We start from the raw sequence: 22264 nt of genomic DNA on the forward strand, positions 1-22264 counted from the left end.
TTTCCATTGTTCGTGTTTTAAAGTGAAAATAGCTAAAGATCGCCGCAGCGTTTTATGATCTGCGACGATCTTTTTTATAGGTTTTCCTTTAAGAATTGAACGGTTGCTTGATAGGCGATGTCAGCATACCCTTCACCGTGGATCGTACCGCTAATTAATTTAGTCTCACTGGGAATCCCTTTTTCAGCGAGTGCTGTTTGTAATTTATAGACACCTGATAAAGGAACCAATTCATTTAGTGAATTCGCGATAAAAAGTGGTCCGCTGTTATTTGAGACTCGTGATAACGGATCGGCTTGTTGCAAACGCTCCAAGTCTTGCGCTACATAATTTAAGATAAACCATTTATAGAAGGCATCATTCTTGCCGTCTTGGTCGATTTTACCGCTAGCTTGCTTGTCGAAATCAGGTTTTTGGTTCATAGCGGGTACCACTTCAGGGTGTCGCTGTACCCAGTCATAGAGATCGTTAATGCCGGACCAAGAAGCGGCGGGAATTCCTTTTTGCAGAGCTAATTCGATCGACAAATTACCGCCGGCCGATGAGCCAAGTGCGGTGATTTTTCCTTTTACAGGATATTCACTTGCTGCTAACCAATCGTAGACCTTCAGCAAATCATCCATTGCAGCTGGAAAGATATAGTCTGGCGCTAAACGATAGTTAGGTGCGATAACGAGAAAATCATCCGCTGCTAAACGTTCTGCCAAAGCAGCCTCTTTCTTTTTGTCGCCACGGAACCAACCGCCGCCGTGAATCAGGATAATCGCTGCCTCGATTTTTTTCGGTTCATAGATATCTAATGTTAATTGATTTTTTTCATCGTATACATAATCTTTGATCATCTTACCGCACTCCTTTTTTTCTTCATAGAAGCTCTATACAGACTCTAATCTACGCTCTTTTTTCTACAGGGCAAGTAAGAAGTCCTGCCTTTTTATGAAAAAGGCTTTCTTTCTAAATTTTCCTTTGCTACACTTAAAAAAAATACAGAGAGAAGGTCCATGATGAAGGTTACTATCAAAGAGATCGCTGAAATGGCAGGTGTTTCGGTAACAACTGTATCGCAGATTCTAAACAATAAGGGCAGTCGATTCAGCGAGCAGACACGAAAAAAAGTCTTGGCGATCGTTGAAGAATATCAATATAAACCGGATTTTTTTGCGGCAAATTTGATCAATCGTCATTCTAAAACGATTGGAATGATTGTGCCGGATGTGACAGACTTTTTCTTTTCAAAAGTGATCGAGGGAGTAGAAAGTTATTTAAATCCCTTAGGCTACATGATTATTTTGTGCAATTCACGCCATGATATTGAACAGGAAAAACGTTATTTAAATGAGCTTTCACATCGCTCGGTGGATGGGATTTTAATGGCTACACCGAATCATCTAGAGGATGAGCATAAGCTGGACAGCGATTTCTATCGTAAGCATCCGATTGTCCTGATTGATCGAGGCTTGAATGATCGTGATTGGGGTCAGCTTTTAGTTGAGGAATACGCAGGTGCGCAGGAAGTTCTGCGGGTACTGGTAGAAAAGGGACATCGACACATCGGGATGCTGAAGGAAAGTCAAGGCTATTATCAATTGACAGAGCGTGTGAAGGCTTACCGTCAAGTCATCTTCGAATATCAATTGCCTTTTGAGGAAAGCTACATTTGTTCAGGCCAGTTGACGATAGCAGGCGGTTATCATGCGGCAAAGGAAGTACTAAAAAATAAAAAGATTACAGCGATTTTCTGCGGCAACGATGAGATGGCGATTGGCTGTTATCAAGCAATTTATGAAGCGGGCTTAAAAATTCCTGAGGATATATCGGTCGTGGGCTTTGACGGGCTAGAGGTCAGCAAGTATATGGTTCCTCCGTTGACCACTGTTTTCCAACCGAGCCGTGAAATCGGATTTTCTGCAGCAAAATTTTTGGTTGATGCGATCAATTTTCCTTCTCAGCGAATCCCGAATAAAATCTTTCAAACTAAATTAATTATTCGTGAGAGTATAAAAGAAATAGTTCAGGGTTGACAACGGGTTTCAGACTCGTTATAGTAGCAATGGTAGCGCTAACAGAAAGCGCTTCTTCGATTAGTAAACTGTTTTACTAAAGTGGTTTACCTTTCGCCATTTTATTGTATAATATCTTTTGACGCTTGGAGGAAAATCTATGAGAATGGTAGATTTGATAGAGAAAAAGAGAGACGGAAATGTTCTATCAAAAGAAGAAATCGATTTTATTATTGATGGTTACACAGACGGCAGTATTCCAGATTATCAAATGAGTGCGTTACTGATGGCGATTTTTTATCAGGACATGACAGATGAAGAGATTTCACACTTAACGTTAGCGATGGCAAATTCGGGTGACATCATCGATTTATCTTCTATCGAGGGGATTAAGGTAGATAAACATTCTACTGGTGGTGTCGGTGATACGACAACTTTGGTATTAGCTCCACTCGTAGCAAGTGTGGGTGTACCTGTAGCAAAAATGTCTGGACGAGGACTTGGGTTTACAGGAGGTACCTTAGATAAGTTTGAATCAATCCCGGGATTTAAGATCGAATTATCCGATCAAGAGTTTATTGATATCGTAAACAAGAGCAAGGTGGCAGTGATCGGTCAGTCAGGTAACCTGGCTCCAGCTGATAAGAAGCTTTATGCACTGCGGGATGTGACAGCAACAGTAGATTCTATCCCATTGATCGCCAGTTCGATCATGAGTAAAAAAATTGCGGCTGGTGCTGATGCGATCGTGTTAGATGTAACGACTGGCGATGGCGCCTTTATGAAGGACATCGAGGACGCGAAGCGATTAGCGAAGACAATGGTTCGAATCGGAAAACTGGCAGGTCGTCAAACAATGGCCGTCATTTCGGATATGTCTGAGCCGTTGGGTGAAGCGATCGGCAACAGCTTAGAAATCGTTGAAGCGATCGATACATTGAAAGGCAACGGTCCTGCAGATCTTACGGAAATGTGCTATGTATTAGGCAGTCAAATGGTTGTATTGGCAGGAAAAGCGGAAACATTAGAAGAGGCACGTGGGATGCTGGAAGAAGCGCTTCATTCCGGCAAAGCGTTGGAGAAATTCCGTGAAATGGTCAAAGATCAGGGCGGCGATGCAGCCGTGATCGATCAAACGGAAAAAATCTTAACGGCTGAGTATGCGATCGAACTGCCCGCTAAAACCTCTGGCTATGTAACGAAGCTGGTTGCTAATGAAATCGGGATTGCAGCGATGTTGCTGGGAGCCGGGCGCAAAACTAAAGAAGAAGATATCGATCATGCGGTAGGTATCAAACTTCATAAGAAAATCGGTGACGAAGTGACTGAAGGAGAGTCGTTGTTGACGATTTATGCGAATTCTAATGAAATTGATGATGTAAAGAAATTACTTTATCAGAATATTTCTATTGGCAGTATTCCCCAAGAGCCTATTTTGATTCACGATGTTATTACAGAATAAGTATTTAAAACTTTTTTATAGCAATTAAAAATAGATTATAATGAAAGAAGCGAGGGTCAGAAATGGAAATAAATCGAATGATCGACCACACAATTTTAAAAGCAGATGCGGAAAAAGAAGCTGTAATGAAAATTATTGAAGAGGCAAAAAAATACCGATTTTATTCAGTTTGCATCAACCCTACTTGGGTCGCGCTTGCAGCAAAAGAATTACAAGGTGAACCTGTCGCTGTTTGTACGGTGATCGGCTTCCCGCTTGGAGCGAATACAACTGAAACTAAGGCTTTCGAAGCAGCGAATGCAATTGCAAATGGTGCTGATGAAGTCGATATGGTTATCAATATTGGCGAACTAAAAGGCGGCAACGATGAAAAAGTGCAAAAAGACATTGAAGCCGTTGTAGCTGCGGCTAAGGATAAAGCGTTAGTTAAGGTTATTATTGAAACCTCCTTATTGACGAACGATGAAAAAATCAAAGCGTGTGAACTTGCGAAAGCAGCAGGCGCAGATTTTGTTAAAACGTCGACTGGTTTTTCAACCGGGGGAGCCACTGTTGAGGATGTCCGCTTGATGCGCGAAACAGTGGGACCTGAAATGGGCGTTAAAGCTTCTGGCGGGATCCACAATGCCAAAGAAGCGGAAGCAATGATCGAAGCAGGCGCAACACGTTTAGGTGCCAGCTCAGGTGTTGCTATTATGAACGGACTTTCCGGTACAGGGTATTAAGATCGGAGGAGACATTTCATGGATAAACAAGAATGGATCAATATCGCTGTCGAAGCACTGGACAAAGCGTATGTCCCATATTCAAAATTTCCAGTAGGCGCCTGTCTTGTAACAAAGGAAGGCAAAGCCTATCAAGGCATTAATATTGAAAATGCTTCTTACGGCTTATCAAATTGTGCAGAACGTACAGCCTTTTTCAAAGCTGTTTCAGAGGGTGAAAGAGAATTTAGTCACTTAGTCATTGCCGGTCACACACCAGAACCTATCTCTCCATGCGGCGCTTGCCGCCAAGTCATGGCAGAATTTTGTGACCCAGCAATGCCAGTAACCTTAGTCGGTGACAACGGTGTAGTCAAAGAAATGACCGTTGAAGGCTTACTGCCATATTCCTTCACTGATAAAGATTTATAAACCATGTTCATTCAGTCGCAGGACTGTTGAAAAAAATTCATATTTAGGGGGCTTTACAGAAATGAAAAAAGCAAAATTATTTAGCCTAGGTACCGTGGCGATGGCAGCATTGCTAGCTTTAGGAGCATGCGGCGGCGGTGGCGGCGGAAAAACTGATTCTTCAGGCGGAGCGGCTAAAGAAGATTCAAAACACAGTGTTGCAATCGTAACAGACATTGGCGGAGTGGATGACCGTTCGTTTAACCAAAGTGCTTGGGAAGGTCTTCAAGCTTGGGGTAAAAAACATGACATCAAAAAAGGTAATGGCGGATATAACTATATCCAATCAAACGATGCTTCTGAATATGAACAAAATATCTCACAAGCTGTTACTAACGGATTCAAAACAGTCTTCGGTGTAGGTTATCTATTAGCTGATCCAATCTCAGCAGCAGCTGATCAAAATGCAGATACAAACTTTGTTATCATCGACTCAGTTATCGACGGTAAAGACAATGTCGCTTCGGCAACATTTAAAGACCAAGAGGCAGCTTACCTAGCAGGTGTAGCAGCAGCTGAAACAACAAAATCTAACAAAGTCGGTTTTGTTGGTGGTGAAGAAGGTGCCGTTATCGACCGCTTTGAAGCTGGTTTCGTTAAGGGTGTAGAAGATACTGCTAAAAAATTAGACAAAGATATCTCTGTTAAGGTTGAATATGCTGCTTCATTTGGTGACCCAGCTAAAGGGAAAGCTCTTGCAGCAAACATGTACAACAGCGGAATCGACATTATCTATCATGCTTCAGGCGGTACAGGCCAAGGGGTCTTCTCAGAAGCTAAAGCGCGTAATGAAAAATTAGATGAAGCTGACAAGCTTTGGGTTATCGGTGTTGATAGCGACCAACAAAAAGAAGGTAAATACAAATCTAAAGACGGTAAAGAAAGCAACTTCTGTTTAACATCAACACTTAAAGGTGTAGGCGCAGCAGTTCAAGATATCTCTACTCGTGCATTAAAAGATAAATTCCCTGGTGGCGAACACTTATCATATGGTTTGAAAGACGGCGGTGTTGATTTAACTGACGGATTCCTTTCAGACGATGCAAAAGCAGCGGTTAAAGAAGCGAAAACACAAGTTTCTGACGGCGACATCAAAGTTCCAGAAACACCAGAAAAATAATCATTGAGGTGACCATAGCCTCCGGCCAAACGAGGCTATGGTCTCTTTTTTTAAAGCTAAGTCTTCTTTTTTTAGCCAAGTCTCAACCTGTGTTGGATTTGGCTAAGGGAAGAACGCCCTTAACGTTGCAATGTTTTGTCAGGTTTGAAAAAGCGATAGGATGTGAAAAGAAAGTGACAGAAGAACAAAATGTCATTGAGATGCGCAATATCACCAAGCAATTTGGCACGTTTAAAGCAAATGACAACATCAATCTACAGGTTCGAAAAGGCGAGATCCATGCACTTTTAGGAGAAAACGGCGCCGGTAAATCTACACTGATGAATGTTTTGTCGGGGTTATTGCAGCCAACTTCTGGTGAAATTTTGATGGATGGTCAAAAGGTGGATATCTCAAGTCCAACTAAAGCCAATCAATTAGGGATTGGGATGGTCCATCAGCATTTCATGTTAGTTGATGCCTTTACCGTCACAGAAAACATTATTTTAGGCAGCGAGCCAAAGAAAAATGGCATGCTGGACCAAAAGAAAGCCAAAGCTGAAATTGTCCGATTGTCTGAAGAATATGGATTGAAGGTTGATCCAGATGCGTACATTCGTGATATTTCAGTAGGGATGCAGCAACGGGTCGAGATTTTGAAAACATTGTACCGCGGTGCGAATGTTCTAATCTTTGATGAACCGACCGCTGTATTGACACCGCAGGAAATCGATGAGTTGATCATGATTATGGAAGGCCTGATTAAAGAAGGCAAATCAATTATTCTGATTACTCATAAGCTAGATGAGATCAAAAAGGTTGCGGATCGTTGTTCAGTTATTCGTCGTGGGCAATACATAGGAACGGTCGACGTGAAAGATGTCAGCTCACAGCAATTAGCCGATATGATGGTCGGACGCTCTGTTTCATTTAAGACAGACAAAATTGCAGCAAAACCAGGTGAAGTGGTTCTTTCAATTAAAGATTTAGTTGTAAAAGAAAGCCGTGGATTAGAAGCAGTGAAGAGCTTATCGCTGGATGTTCATCGTGGTGAGGTCGTTGGGATTGCCGGAATCGACGGCAACGGACAGACTGAATTGATCCAAGCATTAACGGGTCTGCGAAAAGTCGAAAGCGGAACAGTAACAATCAATGGAAAAGATGTGACAAGCAAAGCACCGCGTCAAATCACTGAGACAGGTGTGGGTCATGTACCGGAAGACCGGCATAAATATGGCTTGATCTTGCCGCTTCCTTTATCAGAAAATATCGCTTTGCAGTCTTATTATCATGCGCCATTTAGTAAAAATGGTATTTTAAATTATGGTGAGATTGATCGGTATGCAAAACGCTTGATTGAAGAATATGATGTACGGACCACGGGTGAAAAAGCTCCGGCTGCTTCGCTTTCAGGTGGGAACCAGCAAAAAGCAATCATTGCTCGCGAGGTCGACCGCGATCCGGACCTATTGATTGTCTCGCAGCCAACTCGCGGACTCGATGTAGGAGCGATCGAATATATTCATAAGCGCTTAGTCGAGCAACGTGATAAGCAAAAAGGGGTACTGTTAGTAAGTTTTGAGTTAGATGAAATTTTGAATGTCTCTGACCGTATCGCGGTTATTCACGCAGGGGAGATCGTTGGTATCGTAGATCCGAAAGAAACTTCTGAAAATGAGCTGGGATTATTGATGGCCGGCTATAGTTTAGAAGAAGCGCGAGCAGAATTAGCAAAGGCTGGTGAGACAAATGAATGATCGCTCAGAAAAAATTAGAAATATTTTAGTACCGATTATCTCAGTTATTTTAGGATTTATTCTTGGTGCTATTTTGATGTTAGTATTTGGGTTCAATCCAATCGAAGGCTACAACGCGATGTTCAGTTCGGCGTTCCAAAGTAAAATGTCCTTCGGTGAAATCTTAGTTGGTGCCGGACCGTTGATTTTTACAGCATTAGGATTTTCCGTTGCCAATTCAGCTGGATTCTTTAATGTCGGGCTCTCTGGTCAGGCTTTATGCGGCTGGGTCGCAAGTATTTGGGTAGCGCTAAGCATGCCGGATTCACCGAAAGTCGTTGTGGTCCCATTAGCAATTATTGTTGGCGCGTTGGCAGGAGCTGTAGCTGCCGCGATACCTGGTTTCCTACGGGCGTTCTTTGGAACCAGTGAAGTTATTGTTACGATCATGATGAACTATGTGATTTTGTATACCGCAAACCATATCGTAAACCATGTAATGTCACCAGATATTATTTCTAACAAAGGGGTCACAAAAGCAGTCGGGCTGAATGCTTCACTGCGCGAACCTTGGTTGACAAATATTTTTGGCGGTTCACGAGTGAACATGGGCTTTCTTTTAGCATTGATTTTCTTAGTGGTTGTTTGGTTCTTGATGAAACGTACAACACTAGGTTTTGAAATCCGTTCAGTTGGTTTGAATCCTTTCGCGTCTGAGTATGCAGGGATGAGCAGTAAACGGACAATCGTGATTTCAATGATTATTTCCGGGGCTTTAGCCGGCTTGGGCGGTGTGGTTTATGGTTTAGGAACATTTATGAACTACTTTGTTCAAGGAACATCTGTCAGCATCGGCTTTGACGGTATGGCGGTTTCTCTACTAGGAAACGGCAGCTCTGTCGGAATTTTATTATCCGCACTGTTGTTCAGTATTTTAAAGCTTGGCGGTCAGGGAATGCAGTTCTCAGGTATTCCTAGTGAATTAGCCAATAGTGTGATTCCATTGATCATCTTCTTCGTAGCGATCAACTATATCGTGCGTGTGGGTCTAGCAAAAGTAATGGGTGGTAAAAAAGAAGTTGAGACTGTCCAAGAAATAGAGAGTGCTCCGAACGAAGAATCTGAAAAAGGGGGCAAAGTCTAATGAATATGGATTTATTAGCGTCAATTATTGCTCAGACACTTGTGTATTCTGCACCATTGATTTTAACTGCGCTTGGCGGGGTGTTTTCTGAACGAAGCGGGATTGTTAACGTTGGTTTAGAAGGAATCATGGTAGCAGGTGCCTTCAGCTCTGTCGTATTCAATCTAGCTTTTGCCGATCAGTTCGGTGCGCTGACACCGTGGCTTGGCGTTTTAGTCGGCGGTTTAGCAGGAATGGCGTTCTCTCTGCTTCATGCAGTGGCGACAGTTAGTTTCCGCGCAGACCACATTATCAGTGGTACCGTAATGAATCTGTTAGCTCCTCCATTAGCGATCTTCTTGATCAAGGTAATTTATGGAAAAGGGCAAACAGATACGATCCAGCAACAATTTGGCTACTTTGATTTTCCTGGATTAAGCAAGATTCCAGTGATTGGGGAACTATTCTTTAAAAATACTAGTTTACCTGCATATTTCGCGATTCTAGTCGCTGTAATTTCATGGTTTGTCATTTTTAAAACACGTTTTGGTCTGCGTTTACGCTCTGTTGGTGAAAATCCGCAAGCGGCAGACACACTAGGAATCAATGTATACGCATTGCGTTATTCAGGAGTGCTGCTTTCAGGCTTCTTAGGCGGAATGGGTGGGGCAGTCTTCGCGCAATCAATCGCAGGACGTTTCGCTGCAACAACAATCGCAGGACAAGGGTTTATCTCATTAGCAGCGATGATCTTTGGTAAATGGAATCCGTTAGGTGCGATGGGAGCCGCGATTTTCTTCGGCTTCGCGCAAAACTTGAGTATCGCAGGTTCGAATCTACCGATCATTTCACAAATCCCAGATGTATATCTGCAATCAGCACCATATGTATTGACCATCATTGTACTGGTTCTCTTCTTAGGAAAATCAGCTGCACCAAAAGCCGATGGTGTCAATTACATCAAATCAAAATAATTCTTTTGTTTTTACAGGGCGGGGCTATGGGACAATGTTTCTTAGTCACGCCCTTTTTTGCGAGTTCCACTTCGTGCTTCAGCGCGATTAGTGGAATCGTATGCGTAGTGAGAATCGAATTTATTTTTCGCGGTTTTCGAAAAATGAGTACATTAAACCGAGATAGCTGCCAGTCCAACTTTTCGCAGTTACTCAAAGTCGGACTGGCAAAATGAAGGTTTAGAACTATATATTGATACTTGCGCTTTAGTTGGATGGTAGGCGTAATGAGGATCAAACTGATTTTTTTGGTTTTTGAAAAAATCGATACCTTAAAACGAATTAGCTGCGAGTTCAATATCTTAAGCTTGTGAAAAAGTACGAGCTTGGTATCTGATACCATTCTAAGTTTGGTAATAATTGCTTTCAGTTTACGGAACATTAAGAACCCCATATACTGAAGCAAAGTTGTTCATTTTAGTAAGATAGGCACTTTGTTAAATGAATAAGTAGACTTTGTCTTGCTTATTTAGATATAAATCAATAGAAAGAGGGAATAGAAATGTTTAAGCGCATTCACTTAGTCGTTATGGATTCTGTTGGTATCGGAGAAGCACCAGATGCTGAAAAATTTGGAGATGTTGGTTCAGATACATTAGGTCATATTGCTGAAAAAGCTGGATTGACTATTCCGCATTTGGAGCAGCTTGGCTTGGGGACGATCCGTCCATTAAAAGGCGTAGAGGCTGTCGCAGATCATGATGGCTATGCGACAAAATTAGAAGAAATCTCTGTAGGGAAAGATACGATGACTGGCCATTGGGAAATTGCCGGTTTGAACATCCAAACACCTTTCCGCGTGTTCCCAGAGGGCTTCCCGCAAGAATTGTTAGATAAAATCTCTGAGTTTTCCGGCCGCGGGATTATCATGGGTGCTAACAAACCATACAGCGGAACGGAAGTTATTGCTGATTTTGGTGAAGAACAAATGAAGACTGGCGACTTGATTATCTATACTTCTGCAGATCCTGTATTGCAGATCGCCGCTCATGAAGAGATTATTCCGTTAGAAGAATTGTATAAGATTTGTCAGTATGTCCGTGATATCACGAAGGATGATCCTTATATGATTGGACGAATTATTGCTCGTCCTTACTTAGGCGAACCTGGCAACTTCACTCGTACCAGCAATCGACATGACTACGCACTTGATCCATTTGGAAAAACGGTCTTGGATTCATTGAAGGACAACGGTAAAGATGTGATCGCTGTCGGTAAGATCAATGATATTTTCAACGGACAAGGAATCACAGATGCCGTTCGCACGAAGAGCAATATGGACGGTGTTGATAAATTATTGGATGTAATGAAGAAGGACTTCACCGGCTTGAGCTTTACGAACTTGGTTGATTTTGATGCTTTGTTTGGTCATCGCCGCGATGTGGTGGGCTATGCTCATGCGATCGAAGAATTTGATTTGCGGACTCCAGAAATCTTGGAAGCAATGCAGGATGACGATTTATTGATGATTACTGCCGATCATGGGAATGATCCAACATTTACAGGAACTGACCATACGCGTGAATATGTCCCATTTTTGGTTTATAGTAAAAAAATGGCGGCACAAGGAAAACTGCCGCAGGGCTATTATTCAGATATTGCGGCGACGATTGCGGAAAACTTCGACGTGCCTGCAACTGAAAACGGTGAAAGCTTCCTAAAATTATTAAAGTAAGAAACAGGGAATAATCAGACACCAAAAAAAGGAAGCACGTCCAGCTTTTTATTGTTCATTTGAGGCAAGTCGCTTAGCCGACCATTTTCTGGAACAATGTTAAAAGAGGATAGTTTGATAATATATATGGCGAGAATTAGATTTATTAATAAGAAATAGGAGGATTTTATGACAGACTTACAAGAAAAAATTCAACAGACGGCTAGTTACATCCAGGACAAAGGAGTTGCAGACGCTGCGTTTGGTTTGATCTTAGGATCTGGCTTGGGCGAATTGGCTGAAGAGATTGAAAACCCTGTAGTGATCCCGTACAATGAGATTCCACATTTCCCCGTTTCAACAGTGGTTGGTCATGCTGGACAATTAGTTTATGGCCGCTTGGCTGGTAAAAATGTTTTGGCGATGCAAGGTCGTTTCCATTACTATGAAGGAAATACGATGGAGACAGTGACTTACCCGGTTCGTGTCATGGCTGCGCTGGGTATCCATTCAGTGGTTGTGACAAATGCGGCTGGCGGTGTGAATGAAGGCTTCCAACCAGGGAATTTAATGCTGATCACAGACCATATTAATTTCATGGGAACGAATCCTTTGATTGGACCAAATGATGAAAATATGGGGCCACGCTTCCCAGATATGAGTGCGGCGTATACGAAGGACTATCAGGAAAAAGCACGGGAGGTTGCTGGAAAACTAGCAATCGGTTTGCAAGAAGGTGTTTATATGGGCTTCACTGGCCCAACGTATGAAACACCAGCAGAGATTCGCATGGCTCGTGCGATGGGTGCTGATGCTGTAGGCATGTCAACTGTTCCTGAAGTAATCGTAGCGGCACATAGCGGAATGAATGTTTTAGGCGTTTCTTGTATTACCAACTTAGCCGCTGGCATGCAGGCGAATTTGAATCATGCAGAAGTGGTGGAAACGACGGAACGTGTTAAGGAAGACTTCAAAAAATTGATCAAAGAAACATTGGCAGTTTTATAGAAAGTTTATTACTATAATAAACGTAATGAAAATCAATCCACTATTATGAGGAGGAATACAATGAGCGTTCATATCGAAGCGAAACAAGGGGAGATCGCAGATAAAATTTTGCTGCCGGGAGATCCGTTGCGGGCAAAATTTATCGCGGAGAATTTTTTAGAGGATGCGAAATGCTATAACAACGTGCGCGGGATGTTAGGTTATACAGGAACTTATAAAGGTGAGCGCGTTTCCGTTCAAGGTACAGGAATGGGGATGCCATCTGCTGGGATCTATGCACAAGAGCTGATCCAATCTTATGGTGTGAAAAAATTGATTCGTGTAGGAACTTGCGGAGCGTTGTCAGAGGACGTGCATGTTCGTGACTTGATTATTGCTCAAGGTGCAGTGACAAGTTCATCAATGGTGAAGAAACATTTCCCAGACTTCCACTTTGCACCGATCGCTGATTTTGATCTGATGATGAAGGCCTATGAAGTGGCGAAGGAAAAAGACTTTATCACTCATGTTGGAAATGTGTTGTCAGAAGATACCTTCTACAAGGATGATTTAGCACCAACCTTCAAATTAGCGGAATACGGTGTCTTAGGTGTTGAAATGGAAGCAGCGATCCTATATTACTTGGGTGCGAAATTCAATGTTCAAGCACTAGGCATCATGACAGTCAGCGACCATATGGTGACTGGCGAAGAAACAACTTCGGAAGAACGCCAAAATACGTTTAAAGACATGATGTATGTTGGATTAGAAACGCTTATTGCTTAAGAAATCAGGGCTGCGGCCCTGATTTTTTTATATCATAAGAATGCCTTTCCTATGAAAAACGCTCAGCGTCGGAGCATGGGAAAGGTCTTTTTGTATTTAAAAAGTTCATTCATCGGGGGTATGGTCCGCAAAAACAAAATATCATCATTTTTTTTGTTTTTGCGGACCATATCAATATTTTTCAGATCATGTAAGAATATGATCAAAGGAGATGAGCTATTTGAAAAAAATCAAAACAACCAAATTTATGTATGACATCGGAGCATTAGCGATCGTAAGAACGGAAACATTTGAACGGGCATCAGAAATTGCTGAGGGTTGTATTGCAGGGGGAGTTCCCATAATGGAAATGAGCTTCACTTTGAACAATGCAGGTGAGATTATTCAACAGTTGAAAGAAAAATACGGTGTCTCATTGTGTGTGGGAGCGGGCACGGTATTAGATTCCGAAACTGCGCGGTATGCAGTCATGAAAGGTGCAGACTTTATTATTTCTCCAAATTTTGATTTAGGTGTTGCACAAGTATGTAACCGCTATCAAATACCGTATGCACCGGGATGTACGAGTATCTCTGAAGCTGTAGAAGCGTTAAGTGCAGGCGCAGCATTCATCAAAGCTTTTCCAATTTCAGATTTTTATGGCAACCAATTGGTGAAAGTCTTTAAGACGCCGATTCCAGATATGCCGATCCTGGCTAGTGGTGGAATCACTTTAGACAATTTAGATCAATGGATGAAAAATGGGACAGATATTTGTGGTTTTGGCTCATTACTTACTAAGGGAACGTCAAAAGAGATCGAATACAACGCAAAAAGAATTTCGGAAATTATTTCAGAATATCGATAGAAAGAGGGAAGAAAATGATTGCATTAACTAGAGTGGATTTTCGATTGATTCATGGACAAGTAATTACACGGTGGCTTAAACAATGCGATATCAATGAGATCGTAACTGTAGATACAGAATTAAGCAAGGACGCTTTTATGCAGGACGTATTCAAAATGGCAGCTCCAAAAGGTGTGAAAATCAGTGTTTTATCTTCAGATGCTGCCGTTGAGTTACAACAAAAAGGAGGGTTAGATAAAAATCGCGTGTTGATGTTGTTCAAAAGTGTCAAAGAGCTTCACGAAACAGTGAGTAAAGGGCTGAAATTGGAGGAAATCCAAATTGGCGGATTAGGTGGAGGTCCAGGAAGGAAAGCAGTTAACAATGCCATTACTTTGGATCGTGCAGATGCGGATCAGCTTCTGGAATTGGAGAACAAGGGAATCAAAGTTTATTTCCAAACGACTCCAGACTATCCATCGGAAACGTTACAGAATGCGGTGGCAAAACTATAAAATGAAAAGGAGATTATTATGGTTATTCAATCAGCGTTAGTAGGTTTAATCTATTGGATTGCAATGGGAAGGGCGCAGTACTTCTTTTCCTTTGCTTTTCGAAAACCGGTTGTTTTAGGTGTATTTATCGGGTTGGTATTTGGTGATGTTCAACAAGGTCTTTTGTATGGTGCAACGATTCAATTGATTTACATGGGGGGGATTGAAGCTGGAGGAAATATTCCGAGTGACCAAGCCTTAGCTGCCTGTATCGCTATTCCCGCGGCTTTGCTAAGTAATTTGGACGCAAATGCGGCCGTAGCTTTAGCTGTTCCGTTTGGTGTACTTGGGGTTTTGATCAACAATGTCCGCCGTACGTTCAACTCTTTTTACAATACACGTGCGGATAAATTAATTGAAGAAGGTAAATATGATCAGCTTTCCTTGTACTCCTTCTTGATTCCGTGGTTGACTAATGGTGTCTTGTATTTTACGCCAGTATTTATTTCCACTTTATTTGGCGCCAATGTCGTTAAAGCCTTTATTAATGTTATTCCTGAGTGGTTGATGAACGGACTTTCTAATGCTGGCGCGATGCTTCCGGCTTTAGGTTTTGCCTTGACATTAGTTGTAATGGGTAAAAAGCAATATTTACCATTCTTTGTTTTAGGTTTCTTTGCATATTCAGTTATGGGTTTCTCCATGCTGACAGGAGCAGTCTTTGCTGTATGTATTGCAATGATCAGCTCTCTATATAAACAAACTTCTGATGAGGAGGAATACGCATGAGCGAAGTAAGCGCAGTTTCAGAAAAAAAAGTTACCAGGATGGACTTGTTTAAGGCCTGGTGGAAATGGACGTTAGCAGTAGAAGTTCCCGTAAGTTTTGACCGTATGCAAGCATTGGCTTTCAGCTATTCATTGAATAAAATTTTGCAAAAAATCTACAAGGATGATCCTGATGAAATGCAGGAGTCGATGAAGCGTCATGTTCAAATGTTCAATACCAACTGTGACTGGGGAAGTGTGATTCACGGGATTATTATTTCATTAGAAGAACAGCGAGCGATGGGGAATGAAGAGATCACGCCTGAAATGATGGAGTCGCTAAAAATCGGTTTGATGGGACCATTAGCTGGGATCGGTGATAGCGTGGATCAAGGAATCGTCGCAACTATTCCATTAGCGATTTTTGTTCCAATGGCGTTAGAGGGATCTGTGCTAGCAGCTTTTATTCCAGGTTTGATTTATCTTGTTTGGTCCTATGGCTGGTCTTGGTTCTTATTTAACAAAGGCTATTCATTAGGTAAAAACTCAGTTATGACAATTCTGCAATCGGGTGCGATCAAAAAAGTCATCGATATTGCTAGTATCGTTGGTTTATTCATGATTGGCTGTTTGTCGGCGGCGTATGTAAAATTCGAAACGATTTTGGAGTTTGCCAACAACACGGAAAAAGTTTCTGTACAGGAAATTTTAAATGGGATGCTGCCAAACCTTTTGCCTTTCTGTTTAGTGATGGCGATGTATTTCTACATCATCAAAAAAGGTCCAAAGTATTTGAACATTATTCTGGTAACGATGGCTGTTGCGATCTTACTGACGTTCTTAAAGATCATTTAAAGGGGGAATTAGATGAAGGTGCTGATAACCCCACGAGGATTTGCTTCTTATGGGTTAGATCAAATAGAAAAAATGCGCGAAGCTGGTTTAGAAGTTCATTACAACGATACAGGCTTGGCTTATACACCAGAAGAATTTGCTAGGTTAGCGAAGGATGCGGACGCCATTATTGTTGGTGTAGATAAAATGGATCAGGTATTGATTGACCAATGTCCGAAGCTAAAAGCAATCTGTAAATTTGGTGTAGGGACAGACAATATAGATGTCACGTACGCTGAAAATAAAAATATTTTCGTAGGAAGAACGGTGGGTTCTAATTCGAATGCAGTAGCGGAGCATGTGATGAGCCTAATCTATTGTGAGTCAAAAAATCTATGGCCGACGATTCGTAATGTGAAAAATCATGGATGGGAAAAACCGACTGGTTTAGAAGTACGTGAAAAGGTATTGGGGATTATTGGCTTTGGCGCGATTGGGAAATATCTTGCCAAACAAGCAGTAGGCGTAGGAATGACTGTCCAAGTAAATGATGTGTTCGATATTCCAACAGAAGTATTAGACGAGTACCAAGTTGAAAAAGTCGAATTGGGACATTTGCTGGAAAGTTCTGATTATATCTCGCTACACCTACCATTAATTAATGATACCAAAAATATGATCTCAACAAAAGAATTTAAAAAAATGAAAAATAGCGCGTGTCTATTGAATGCTGCTAGAGGCGGCATTGTGGAGGAGCAAGCCTTATATCAGGCGCTGAAAAATAAGGAAATCCGATCAGCATGTTTTGATGTTTTTAGCATGGAACCACCAGCGGAAGACGAGCCGCTATTGGCGCTGGATAACTTCTTACTGACATCACACACTGGCGCGCGAACGGTGGAGTCGGAAAAAAGAACCTGCGAGTATTCTGCAAGGATTATTATGGAACAGCTGCAGGTACAGTAGCTGAAGGAAAAGAGGAAACGAATAATGTCTAAACTAAATATTATTGTAGCGACACATGGACGTTTTGGTGAAGAGCTGGTCAAATCAGCAGAAATGATCATTGGTCCGACTGAGAATATTTATAATCTGTCCTTGCTTCCTGAGAAGTCATTTGAAGATTTTCTGCAAGAAGCAAAAGAGTTGTTTGAAAAAATTGAAGGGCCGACAATCGGATTGGTCGATTTATTTGGTGGAACACCATCGAATGTTTTAACGGCTCTGACTAGGCACTATGATCATAAGGTATTGAGCGGTGTAAATTTGCCTGTTCTTATTGATCTATATATGAAAGCGATGACTTTGGAGCGAATCGAGTTGGAAACGATCATTCAAGAAGAGTTTAAAGTATTTAATGAGAGTATGATTTTGACCAATGAGCGATTAGAAGTATAGAGAGAAAGTAGGCGGAAAAGGAATGTTTGAAGGCATCATAACTCCCATTGTAACTCCTATTAAAAGGGACGCATATGAGAGCTTAAATATTGAAGCAATGAAACAGTTAGTTGACCATTTGATTGAAAAGGGCGTTTCTGGCATTTTTCCTTTGGGAAGCAATGGTGAATTTCATGTTTTAGCCGATGAAGAAAAAATGACTTTTTCTAAAGCAGTGATTGATCATGTTAATAAAAGAGTCCCGGTATATATTGGAACAGGCGCCTGTTCGACGAAAGAGACCATCCGCCTATCAAAGCACGCGGAGTCTTTAGGTGCTGATGCCTTATCAGTCATAACACCTTATTTTTTAAAGCCAACAGATGAAGAATTGATTCAGCACTATACTCAGGTGGCTGAAAGTGTACAGATTCCAATAATCTTGTATAACATTCCAAAGGCTACAGGCGTGAATATTTCTGCGGATGTATTGAAGGCATTGATCGAGGTTGAAAATATTAGAGGAATTAAGGATAGCAGCGGTGATTTAGATAATCTTCGAAGCTACATTGAAGTGACAAAGGGAACAAATGTAACCGTACTAGTCGGATCAGATTCAAAAATCTTGGCTGGTTACCAGATGGGAGCGACAGGAGCCATTGCGGGAACCAGTAATGTAATTACAGAAACACTTGTCGGATTAGATAAGGCTTATCGTTCAGGCAAACTGGAAGAAGCTCAAAAGTTCCAGCAGGACATCGAGGAATTAAGAAAAGTATTGCCTTTAGGGACAGTACCTTCAGTACTAAAACGGGCAATAGAATTAGCGAGAATCGCTGAAGTAGGACCTGCTAAATTACCAGTAAATGAAGTCAACGAACAGACAGAAGTAAAAATCAAAAAGATGCTTTCGTATTATCACTTGTAAAAAGAATGTAGTTGAGCTGGGTTTTGGACAATGAATGTGACTAAAAAATTATATGGTATATTTAGATCAAAATAGAATTTTTGGTGATCAAAATGAAACTAGGGAAAATTTTTAAAGAGTTCATCCATGTAGTTCAAGAAAACCCCGACTACATCATTGGGTTACTGAACGAAAAAGGTAGGATAATCTCTTGCAGTTTAGAAGAAAAGATTAATGAATTCGTGTCAATCGATGAAAAAGCTCCAGATCATCGAACATATAAAATCGTTGTGTCCAATCATCAGTATGGTTATTTGTGGATAAGTGGCCCAACTCAGGCCATTGATATGGTAGGTAAATTGCTTTTTGATTCCTTGAAGACCCGTATCCAGTACGAGCTAAATCAAAAATCCGCAAAAGAAATTTTATCTGTGGATGATAAATTAATCAAGGAATTTTTGAACGGGGAACAAGCCAACTACAGATACATGGAAGAGCTGATGGCGAAGATCAACTTTGACCGTTCACTTCCACGCATACCGATTTATATTTTTAGTGATGAGAAGTTTGATAAGGAAGAAATCACTGGCTTGAAATATAAAATCAATGATAAAAATACAATCTATTCTTTATTGAATCCCAAAAGTCTGCTGATTTATAAATCGATAGTTGAGAGAAATGAGAAAAGCACTACAGCGGATTTGAATGAGTTTATACACGAAATGGTCGAGTGGGGGTTGTCTGATTGTTATTATGCTGTGGGAACACTTCAAGTAGATGCTGATTTGTACAATTTCAGCTATCAGAATTGTCTATGGCTGCGGGATAATGTTTCTTTAATAAAGGACAAGCCAGTCTATTTTGAAGACCACTTATTTTCGTACTTTACAACAAACACTTCAAGAAGACTGACGGCGAATGTTTTTGATTATTATAAAATAAAAGCAAAGCAGTTGGATGTTGATGAATTTATTCAAGTCGTTGACCAGCTTTACGTGAATGATTTTAGTGTGAAAAAAACCTCTGAACGATTGTTTTTGCACAAAAATACACTGTTGTACAAAATAAAACGTTATGAAGAATTATTCAATTTAGATATTCGAGGAAGCTTCCAAGGGAAAATGATGGTTTATTGTTTGGCGACTTTCTTAAAAAGTCAAAGTAGAAAGCAAGTAGGTGAAAAGTGATGGGTGTGAAAATCAAATTAGTTCGTGTAGATAATCGATTGCTGCATGCAACAGTAGCTTTGAATTGGAATAGCTTTGTGAATGCCAACTTCATCGCTGTAGTTGATCCTACTCATGTCGATGATCCGTTTCTTGCAAAGGTTTTACAGCTTAGTTTCCCAAAAAAGAAAGGCGTCGGAATTTTTTCAGTTGATCAATTGATTGAATTTTTACAAAAAGATCGGGAAGAAAAATGCAATTTAATGATCATTTTTAAGGATTTGGAAGTATTAAAAGAGGCGATCGATAAAGGGTTCGAGACGGCAGAGGTACAGATTCCGTACCCTGCCAGCAGAGTAATGATTAAGCAATTGGATGCTTACTATAGTTCTGAAGAGATTGAGACGATTCGATATGTACAGAGTAAAGGCACCAAGTTTTTCTTGCAAACTGCTCCGTATGATTCAAAAGACTATTCTATCTTCAAACAAATAAAGAAAGATGGTTAACTATGATAGAAAAATTTGAACAAACGATAAAGAATGAAGTCACCGAACTGTTCGATACATTGGATTATCAAGCATTAAATGATGGAAAGACGATGATTCTGACTTCTGAAAAAGAAGGAGGTCGTGTCCATGTAACAGGAATCGGCAAACCGTCATATGTATCAGGATATATTGCCTCGTTGCTTTCATCTACAGGTACGCCAGCCTATTTTCTTGATGGAACAGAAGCTGTGCACGGTTCAAGTGGACAAGTCAAAGCAGGAGATGTAGTAATTGCAATCTCTAATAGTGGAGAGACAGAAGAACTATTATATACAATTCGAACCGTAAGAGCGAACGGTGCGAAAATCATCGGTGTATCTAAAAGTCGGGGATCTTCATTAAGTCAGTTGTCAGATGTTTGCTTATGTACAAGTACTAAAGAAGAGGGCGATGATTTAAACAAGCCACCGCGTGCCTCGATTATTAAGCAGACTTTGCTACTGCAGAGCTTGTCGATCCTCCTGCAAAATGAACGGAAGTTAAGTCCTAGTGATTATGTCGCTTGGCATCCAGGTGGGGCGATTGGTGAATCGTTAGGCGCATAAAAGGGAGCATTCAGTGATATCGCTGGATGCTTTTTTAGATTAGGATATCCGTACGTGTAGTGAAGGGCACCTAGTCTATAAAAAATGAAATAAACAGGAGGGCAAAATGATTAAAGCGGTTGTGTTTGATTTGGATGATACCTTATATCAACAAGAAGTTCCTTTTACTAAAGCGATAAAAAAAGTATTCCCACAATTTATAAAGGAAGATTTGACTGATCTTTTTAAATTGTTTCGGACAATCAGCGATCATCTCTATGAGCAGACGAAACAAAAAGATGCTGAAACTGTGCGGGCATTGAACTATCAGCGGTTATCAAAAGCGATGGAGGAAATCTTTAGGATTCAGTTAACTGAGTCGTTGGTTGATTCTTTTGAAGCAGAATATACTCAGCAATTACAGCAGATTTGTTTAACTGACTCGCTGAAAAGTGTTTTACAGGATATGGCGGAGAATTATGAACTAGGTATTATTACGAATGGTTACACCAAACGACAAAATTTGAAGTTGAACGCACTTGAAATTAACAAGATTATCCCATTCGAAAATATCCTAATTTCGGAAAATGTAGGTATCGAAAAACCGGATCGACGGCTATTTGATCAAATGGCTCAAATATTAAAAAATGAACCGAAAGAGCTTCTCTACATCGGAGATAGTTATAAAAACGATGTGCTCGGAGCGAAGCAAGCGGGATGGCAGACATGGTGGTTTAATCATCAGCAAAGAAAAATCCCTAAAGGAGGAGCAGAAATATATGATAAAGAAATCCAACATTTTGACGAGTTAGCTAAAGAATTAACGCTCCTTTTTAATTTGAAAAAAGAATGCTAGTACTAATAGTTTAAGCGTGTTTATTTACCTCTTGATTCTTTATTCGTTACAATGAGCTAGAAGAATAGACGATGGAGGCTCAAAAATGAAACTTGTTGTACGAAAACGCATGGTAGGGAATATTCCTTTGCTGGAGGTTGTTGCGGAAGATAAAATTTATGAACCGCTGCCCTTAATCATTTATTATCATGGCTGGCAAATGGCTAAGGAGTTGGTGCTGACACAAGGGCGGAAGCTGGCGGCAAAGAATTTTCGGGTCTTGTTGCCAGACGCGGCGAATCACGGCGAACGTAAAACGAAAACTTCGGAGATTCCTTCGCTGACTTTTTGGGATAGCATCCAAACAAATCTATACGAGTTTGGTTATCTGATCGATTATTTTGAAAATCTTGGATTGGTGATGGGACAAATTGGCGTCGGGGGGATCTCAATGGGGGGAATCACGACCTGCATGCTGTTGACGCAGCATCCGGAGATTAATGTCGCTGCTTGTGTGATGGGGTCTCCCGCACCAATCAGTTATCGGGACCGAATCAGTATGCATGCTGGCGAGTTAGGTTTTTATTTACCAAAGGATTATCATCAGCTGACTTCCTGGCTGGAGAACTATGACCTATCGTTAACACCGAAAAAAGTAGCGGGACGCCCATTATTTTTCTGGCATGGGACAAAGGATGAAAAGGTTCCTTACCAGCACACGTCTGACTTTGTCGAAGCGAACCAGCAGGATAATATTACTTTCATCAGTGCGGAGGAACGACATTTCGTCCAGATCGCTACGATGGATCAGATCACGGAATTTTTTGCAGATCATTTGCGGAACTGATTCTTTTGAAGGAAACCGTCTACTAATCGGTCAAATCTGGCAAAATCAAGTGAAGTTGGTTTCATTCTATAAAAATTTGGCTTATGATAAATGAATAGAAG

Annotated in this window: 24 protein-coding genes; 23 read left to right on the forward strand and 1 reads right to left on the reverse strand. The window is 41.0% G+C overall.

From position 1 onward, the window contains the following. Window positions 1-74 precede the first annotated feature (74 nt). Window positions 75-842 carry an alpha/beta hydrolase gene (locus JZO85_RS03840; protein WP_207107195.1) on the reverse strand — a complete coding sequence of 256 codons (768 nt, stop codon included), beginning with the start codon at window positions 840-842 and terminating at the stop codon, window positions 75-77. A 162-nt stretch (window positions 843-1004) separates the two neighbouring features. On the opposite strand from JZO85_RS03840, the gene JZO85_RS03845 reads away from it, so the two are divergent. The 23 genes from JZO85_RS03845 (at window position 1005) to JZO85_RS03955 (ending at window position 22163) form a co-directional block, all read left to right on the forward strand. Continuing rightward, entirely contained in the window at window positions 1005-2021 is a 1017-nt protein-coding gene (locus JZO85_RS03845) for a LacI family DNA-binding transcriptional regulator (RefSeq protein ID WP_207107273.1), read from the forward strand. Window positions 2022-2160: 139 nt separating this feature from the next. Then, complete coding sequence (locus tag JZO85_RS03850) at window positions 2161-3462, forward strand: pyrimidine-nucleoside phosphorylase (protein ID WP_207107196.1); 1302 nt, start codon at window positions 2161-2163, stop codon at window positions 3460-3462. Between the two features lie 62 nt (window positions 3463-3524). Next, a complete protein-coding gene (gene deoC / locus JZO85_RS03855; protein WP_207107197.1) occupies window positions 3525-4187 on the forward strand; it encodes a deoxyribose-phosphate aldolase in 663 nt (220 codons plus the stop codon). A gap of 18 nt (window positions 4188-4205) precedes the next feature. Next, on the forward strand, window positions 4206-4598 hold the full coding sequence (locus JZO85_RS03860; protein WP_207107198.1) for a cytidine deaminase: 393 nt from the start codon (window positions 4206-4208) through the stop codon (window positions 4596-4598). Between the two features lie 61 nt (window positions 4599-4659). Next, entirely contained in the window at window positions 4660-5757 is a 1098-nt protein-coding gene (locus JZO85_RS03865) for a BMP family lipoprotein (protein ID WP_207107199.1), read from the forward strand. Between the two features lie 200 nt (window positions 5758-5957). Further along, the gene (locus tag JZO85_RS03870; protein ID WP_242550204.1) at window positions 5958-7493 is read left to right on the forward strand and encodes an ABC transporter ATP-binding protein; all 1536 of its coding nucleotides are present in this window, start codon (window positions 5958-5960) and stop codon (window positions 7491-7493) included. After that, a complete protein-coding gene (locus JZO85_RS03875; RefSeq protein WP_207107201.1) occupies window positions 7486-8616 on the forward strand; it encodes an ABC transporter permease in 1131 nt (376 codons plus the stop codon). Before JZO85_RS03870 ends, JZO85_RS03875 begins: the two co-directional genes overlap by 8 nt. Then, window positions 8616-9569 (forward strand): ABC transporter permease, encoded by a 954-nt coding sequence (locus JZO85_RS03880; protein WP_207107202.1) that lies wholly within the window; start codon window positions 8616-8618, stop codon window positions 9567-9569. The genes JZO85_RS03875 and JZO85_RS03880 overlap by 1 nt, the downstream gene beginning before the upstream one ends. A gap of 541 nt (window positions 9570-10110) precedes the next feature. After that, window positions 10111-11283, forward strand: coding sequence for a phosphopentomutase (gene deoB, locus JZO85_RS03885; protein ID WP_207107203.1), 1173 nt, complete (start codon window positions 10111-10113; stop codon window positions 11281-11283). Window positions 11284-11451: 168 nt separating this feature from the next. Then, the gene (locus JZO85_RS03890; RefSeq protein WP_207107204.1) at window positions 11452-12270 is read left to right on the forward strand and encodes a purine-nucleoside phosphorylase; all 819 of its coding nucleotides are present in this window, start codon (window positions 11452-11454) and stop codon (window positions 12268-12270) included. A 60-nt stretch (window positions 12271-12330) separates the two neighbouring features. After that, complete coding sequence (deoD, locus tag JZO85_RS03895) at window positions 12331-13035, forward strand: purine-nucleoside phosphorylase (protein WP_207107205.1); 705 nt, start codon at window positions 12331-12333, stop codon at window positions 13033-13035. 220 nt (window positions 13036-13255) lie between these two features. Beyond that, window positions 13256-13882: a beta/alpha barrel domain-containing protein gene (locus JZO85_RS03900; RefSeq protein ID WP_430732910.1), complete on the forward strand. Its 627-nt coding sequence runs from the start codon at window positions 13256-13258 to the stop codon at window positions 13880-13882. 14 nt (window positions 13883-13896) lie between these two features. Then, the gene (locus tag JZO85_RS03905; protein ID WP_207107207.1) at window positions 13897-14376 is read left to right on the forward strand and encodes a PTS sugar transporter subunit IIB; all 480 of its coding nucleotides are present in this window, start codon (window positions 13897-13899) and stop codon (window positions 14374-14376) included. An 18-nt stretch (window positions 14377-14394) separates the two neighbouring features. Continuing rightward, complete coding sequence (locus JZO85_RS03910; protein ID WP_207107208.1) at window positions 14395-15144, forward strand: PTS mannose/fructose/sorbose/N-acetylgalactosamine transporter subunit IIC; 750 nt, start codon at window positions 14395-14397, stop codon at window positions 15142-15144. Further along, a complete protein-coding gene (locus JZO85_RS03915; protein ID WP_207107209.1) occupies window positions 15141-15977 on the forward strand; it encodes a PTS system mannose/fructose/sorbose family transporter subunit IID in 837 nt (278 codons plus the stop codon). Before JZO85_RS03910 ends, JZO85_RS03915 begins: the two co-directional genes overlap by 4 nt. Window positions 15978-15989: 12 nt before the next feature. Continuing rightward, on the forward strand, window positions 15990-16922 hold the full coding sequence (locus tag JZO85_RS03920; protein WP_207107210.1) for a phosphoglycerate dehydrogenase: 933 nt from the start codon (window positions 15990-15992) through the stop codon (window positions 16920-16922). A gap of 24 nt (window positions 16923-16946) precedes the next feature. Beyond that, window positions 16947-17354: a PTS sugar transporter subunit IIA gene (locus tag JZO85_RS03925; protein ID WP_207107211.1), complete on the forward strand. Its 408-nt coding sequence runs from the start codon at window positions 16947-16949 to the stop codon at window positions 17352-17354. A gap of 22 nt (window positions 17355-17376) precedes the next feature. Beyond that, on the forward strand, window positions 17377-18261 hold the full coding sequence (gene dapA, locus JZO85_RS03930) for a 4-hydroxy-tetrahydrodipicolinate synthase (RefSeq protein WP_207107212.1): 885 nt from the start codon (window positions 17377-17379) through the stop codon (window positions 18259-18261). 92 nt (window positions 18262-18353) lie between these two features. After that, window positions 18354-19427, forward strand: coding sequence for a PucR family transcriptional regulator (locus JZO85_RS03935; protein WP_207107213.1), 1074 nt, complete (start codon window positions 18354-18356; stop codon window positions 19425-19427). Beyond that, window positions 19427-19915 carry a PTS sugar transporter subunit IIB gene (locus JZO85_RS03940; protein WP_207107214.1) on the forward strand — a complete coding sequence of 163 codons (489 nt, stop codon included), beginning with the start codon at window positions 19427-19429 and terminating at the stop codon, window positions 19913-19915. The genes JZO85_RS03935 and JZO85_RS03940 overlap by 1 nt, the downstream gene beginning before the upstream one ends. A 2-nt stretch (window positions 19916-19917) precedes the next feature. Then, window positions 19918-20502: an SIS domain-containing protein gene (locus tag JZO85_RS03945; RefSeq protein WP_207107215.1), complete on the forward strand. Its 585-nt coding sequence runs from the start codon at window positions 19918-19920 to the stop codon at window positions 20500-20502. Window positions 20503-20608: 106 nt separating this feature from the next. Beyond that, entirely contained in the window at window positions 20609-21337 is a 729-nt protein-coding gene (locus JZO85_RS03950; RefSeq protein WP_207107216.1) for an HAD family hydrolase, read from the forward strand. An 85-nt stretch (window positions 21338-21422) separates the two neighbouring features. Beyond that, window positions 21423-22163, forward strand: a complete 741-nt coding sequence (locus JZO85_RS03955; protein WP_207107217.1) for an alpha/beta fold hydrolase — start codon at window positions 21423-21425, stop codon at window positions 22161-22163. The last annotated feature ends 101 nt before the right edge of the window (window positions 22164-22264 follow it).

Origin of the sequence: Candidatus Enterococcus murrayae (genome assembly GCF_017315985.1) — a bacterium.
Classification (GTDB): domain Bacteria; phylum Bacillota; class Bacilli; order Lactobacillales; family Enterococcaceae; genus Enterococcus_A; species Enterococcus_A murrayae.

Excerpts from the sequence above, each read along its gene's own strand:
- JZO85_RS03925 (WP_207107211.1), top strand. The coding sequence starts at position 16,947 with ATGTCTAAACTAAATATTATTGTAGCGACACATGGACGTTTTGGTGAA.
- JZO85_RS03955 (WP_207107217.1), top strand. The coding sequence starts at position 21,423 with ATGAAACTTGTTGTACGAAAACGCATGGTAGGGAATATTCCTTTGCTG.
- JZO85_RS03860 (WP_207107198.1), top strand. The coding sequence starts at position 4,206 with ATGGATAAACAAGAATGGATCAATATCGCTGTCGAAGCACTGGACAAA.
- JZO85_RS03890 (WP_207107204.1), top strand. The coding sequence starts at position 11,452 with ATGACAGACTTACAAGAAAAAATTCAACAGACGGCTAGTTACATCCAG.
- JZO85_RS03920 (WP_207107210.1), top strand. The coding sequence starts at position 15,990 with ATGAAGGTGCTGATAACCCCACGAGGATTTGCTTCTTATGGGTTAGAT.
- JZO85_RS03845 (WP_207107273.1), top strand. The coding sequence starts at position 1,005 with ATGAAGGTTACTATCAAAGAGATCGCTGAAATGGCAGGTGTTTCGGTA.
- JZO85_RS03840 (WP_207107195.1), bottom strand. The coding sequence starts at position 842 with ATGATCAAAGATTATGTATACGATGAAAAAAATCAATTAACATTAGAT.
- JZO85_RS03935 (WP_207107213.1), top strand. The coding sequence starts at position 18,354 with ATGAAACTAGGGAAAATTTTTAAAGAGTTCATCCATGTAGTTCAAGAA.
- deoB (WP_207107203.1), top strand. The coding sequence starts at position 10,111 with ATGTTTAAGCGCATTCACTTAGTCGTTATGGATTCTGTTGGTATCGGA.
- JZO85_RS03945 (WP_207107215.1), top strand. The coding sequence starts at position 19,918 with ATGATAGAAAAATTTGAACAAACGATAAAGAATGAAGTCACCGAACTG.
- JZO85_RS03940 (WP_207107214.1), top strand. The coding sequence starts at position 19,427 with ATGGGTGTGAAAATCAAATTAGTTCGTGTAGATAATCGATTGCTGCAT.
- JZO85_RS03910 (WP_207107208.1), top strand. The coding sequence starts at position 14,395 with ATGGTTATTCAATCAGCGTTAGTAGGTTTAATCTATTGGATTGCAATG.
- JZO85_RS03950 (WP_207107216.1), top strand. The coding sequence starts at position 20,609 with ATGATTAAAGCGGTTGTGTTTGATTTGGATGATACCTTATATCAACAA.
- dapA (WP_207107212.1), top strand. The coding sequence starts at position 17,377 with ATGTTTGAAGGCATCATAACTCCCATTGTAACTCCTATTAAAAGGGAC.
- deoC (WP_207107197.1), top strand. The coding sequence starts at position 3,525 with ATGGAAATAAATCGAATGATCGACCACACAATTTTAAAAGCAGATGCG.
- JZO85_RS03850 (WP_207107196.1), top strand. The coding sequence starts at position 2,161 with ATGAGAATGGTAGATTTGATAGAGAAAAAGAGAGACGGAAATGTTCTA.
- JZO85_RS03865 (WP_207107199.1), top strand. The coding sequence starts at position 4,660 with ATGAAAAAAGCAAAATTATTTAGCCTAGGTACCGTGGCGATGGCAGCA.
- JZO85_RS03915 (WP_207107209.1), top strand. The coding sequence starts at position 15,141 with ATGAGCGAAGTAAGCGCAGTTTCAGAAAAAAAAGTTACCAGGATGGAC.
- JZO85_RS03875 (WP_207107201.1), top strand. The coding sequence starts at position 7,486 with ATGAATGATCGCTCAGAAAAAATTAGAAATATTTTAGTACCGATTATC.
- JZO85_RS03870 (WP_242550204.1), top strand. The coding sequence starts at position 5,958 with ATGCGCAATATCACCAAGCAATTTGGCACGTTTAAAGCAAATGACAAC.
- JZO85_RS03880 (WP_207107202.1), top strand. The coding sequence starts at position 8,616 with ATGAATATGGATTTATTAGCGTCAATTATTGCTCAGACACTTGTGTAT.
- JZO85_RS03905 (WP_207107207.1), top strand. The coding sequence starts at position 13,897 with ATGATTGCATTAACTAGAGTGGATTTTCGATTGATTCATGGACAAGTA.
- deoD (WP_207107205.1), top strand. The coding sequence starts at position 12,331 with ATGAGCGTTCATATCGAAGCGAAACAAGGGGAGATCGCAGATAAAATT.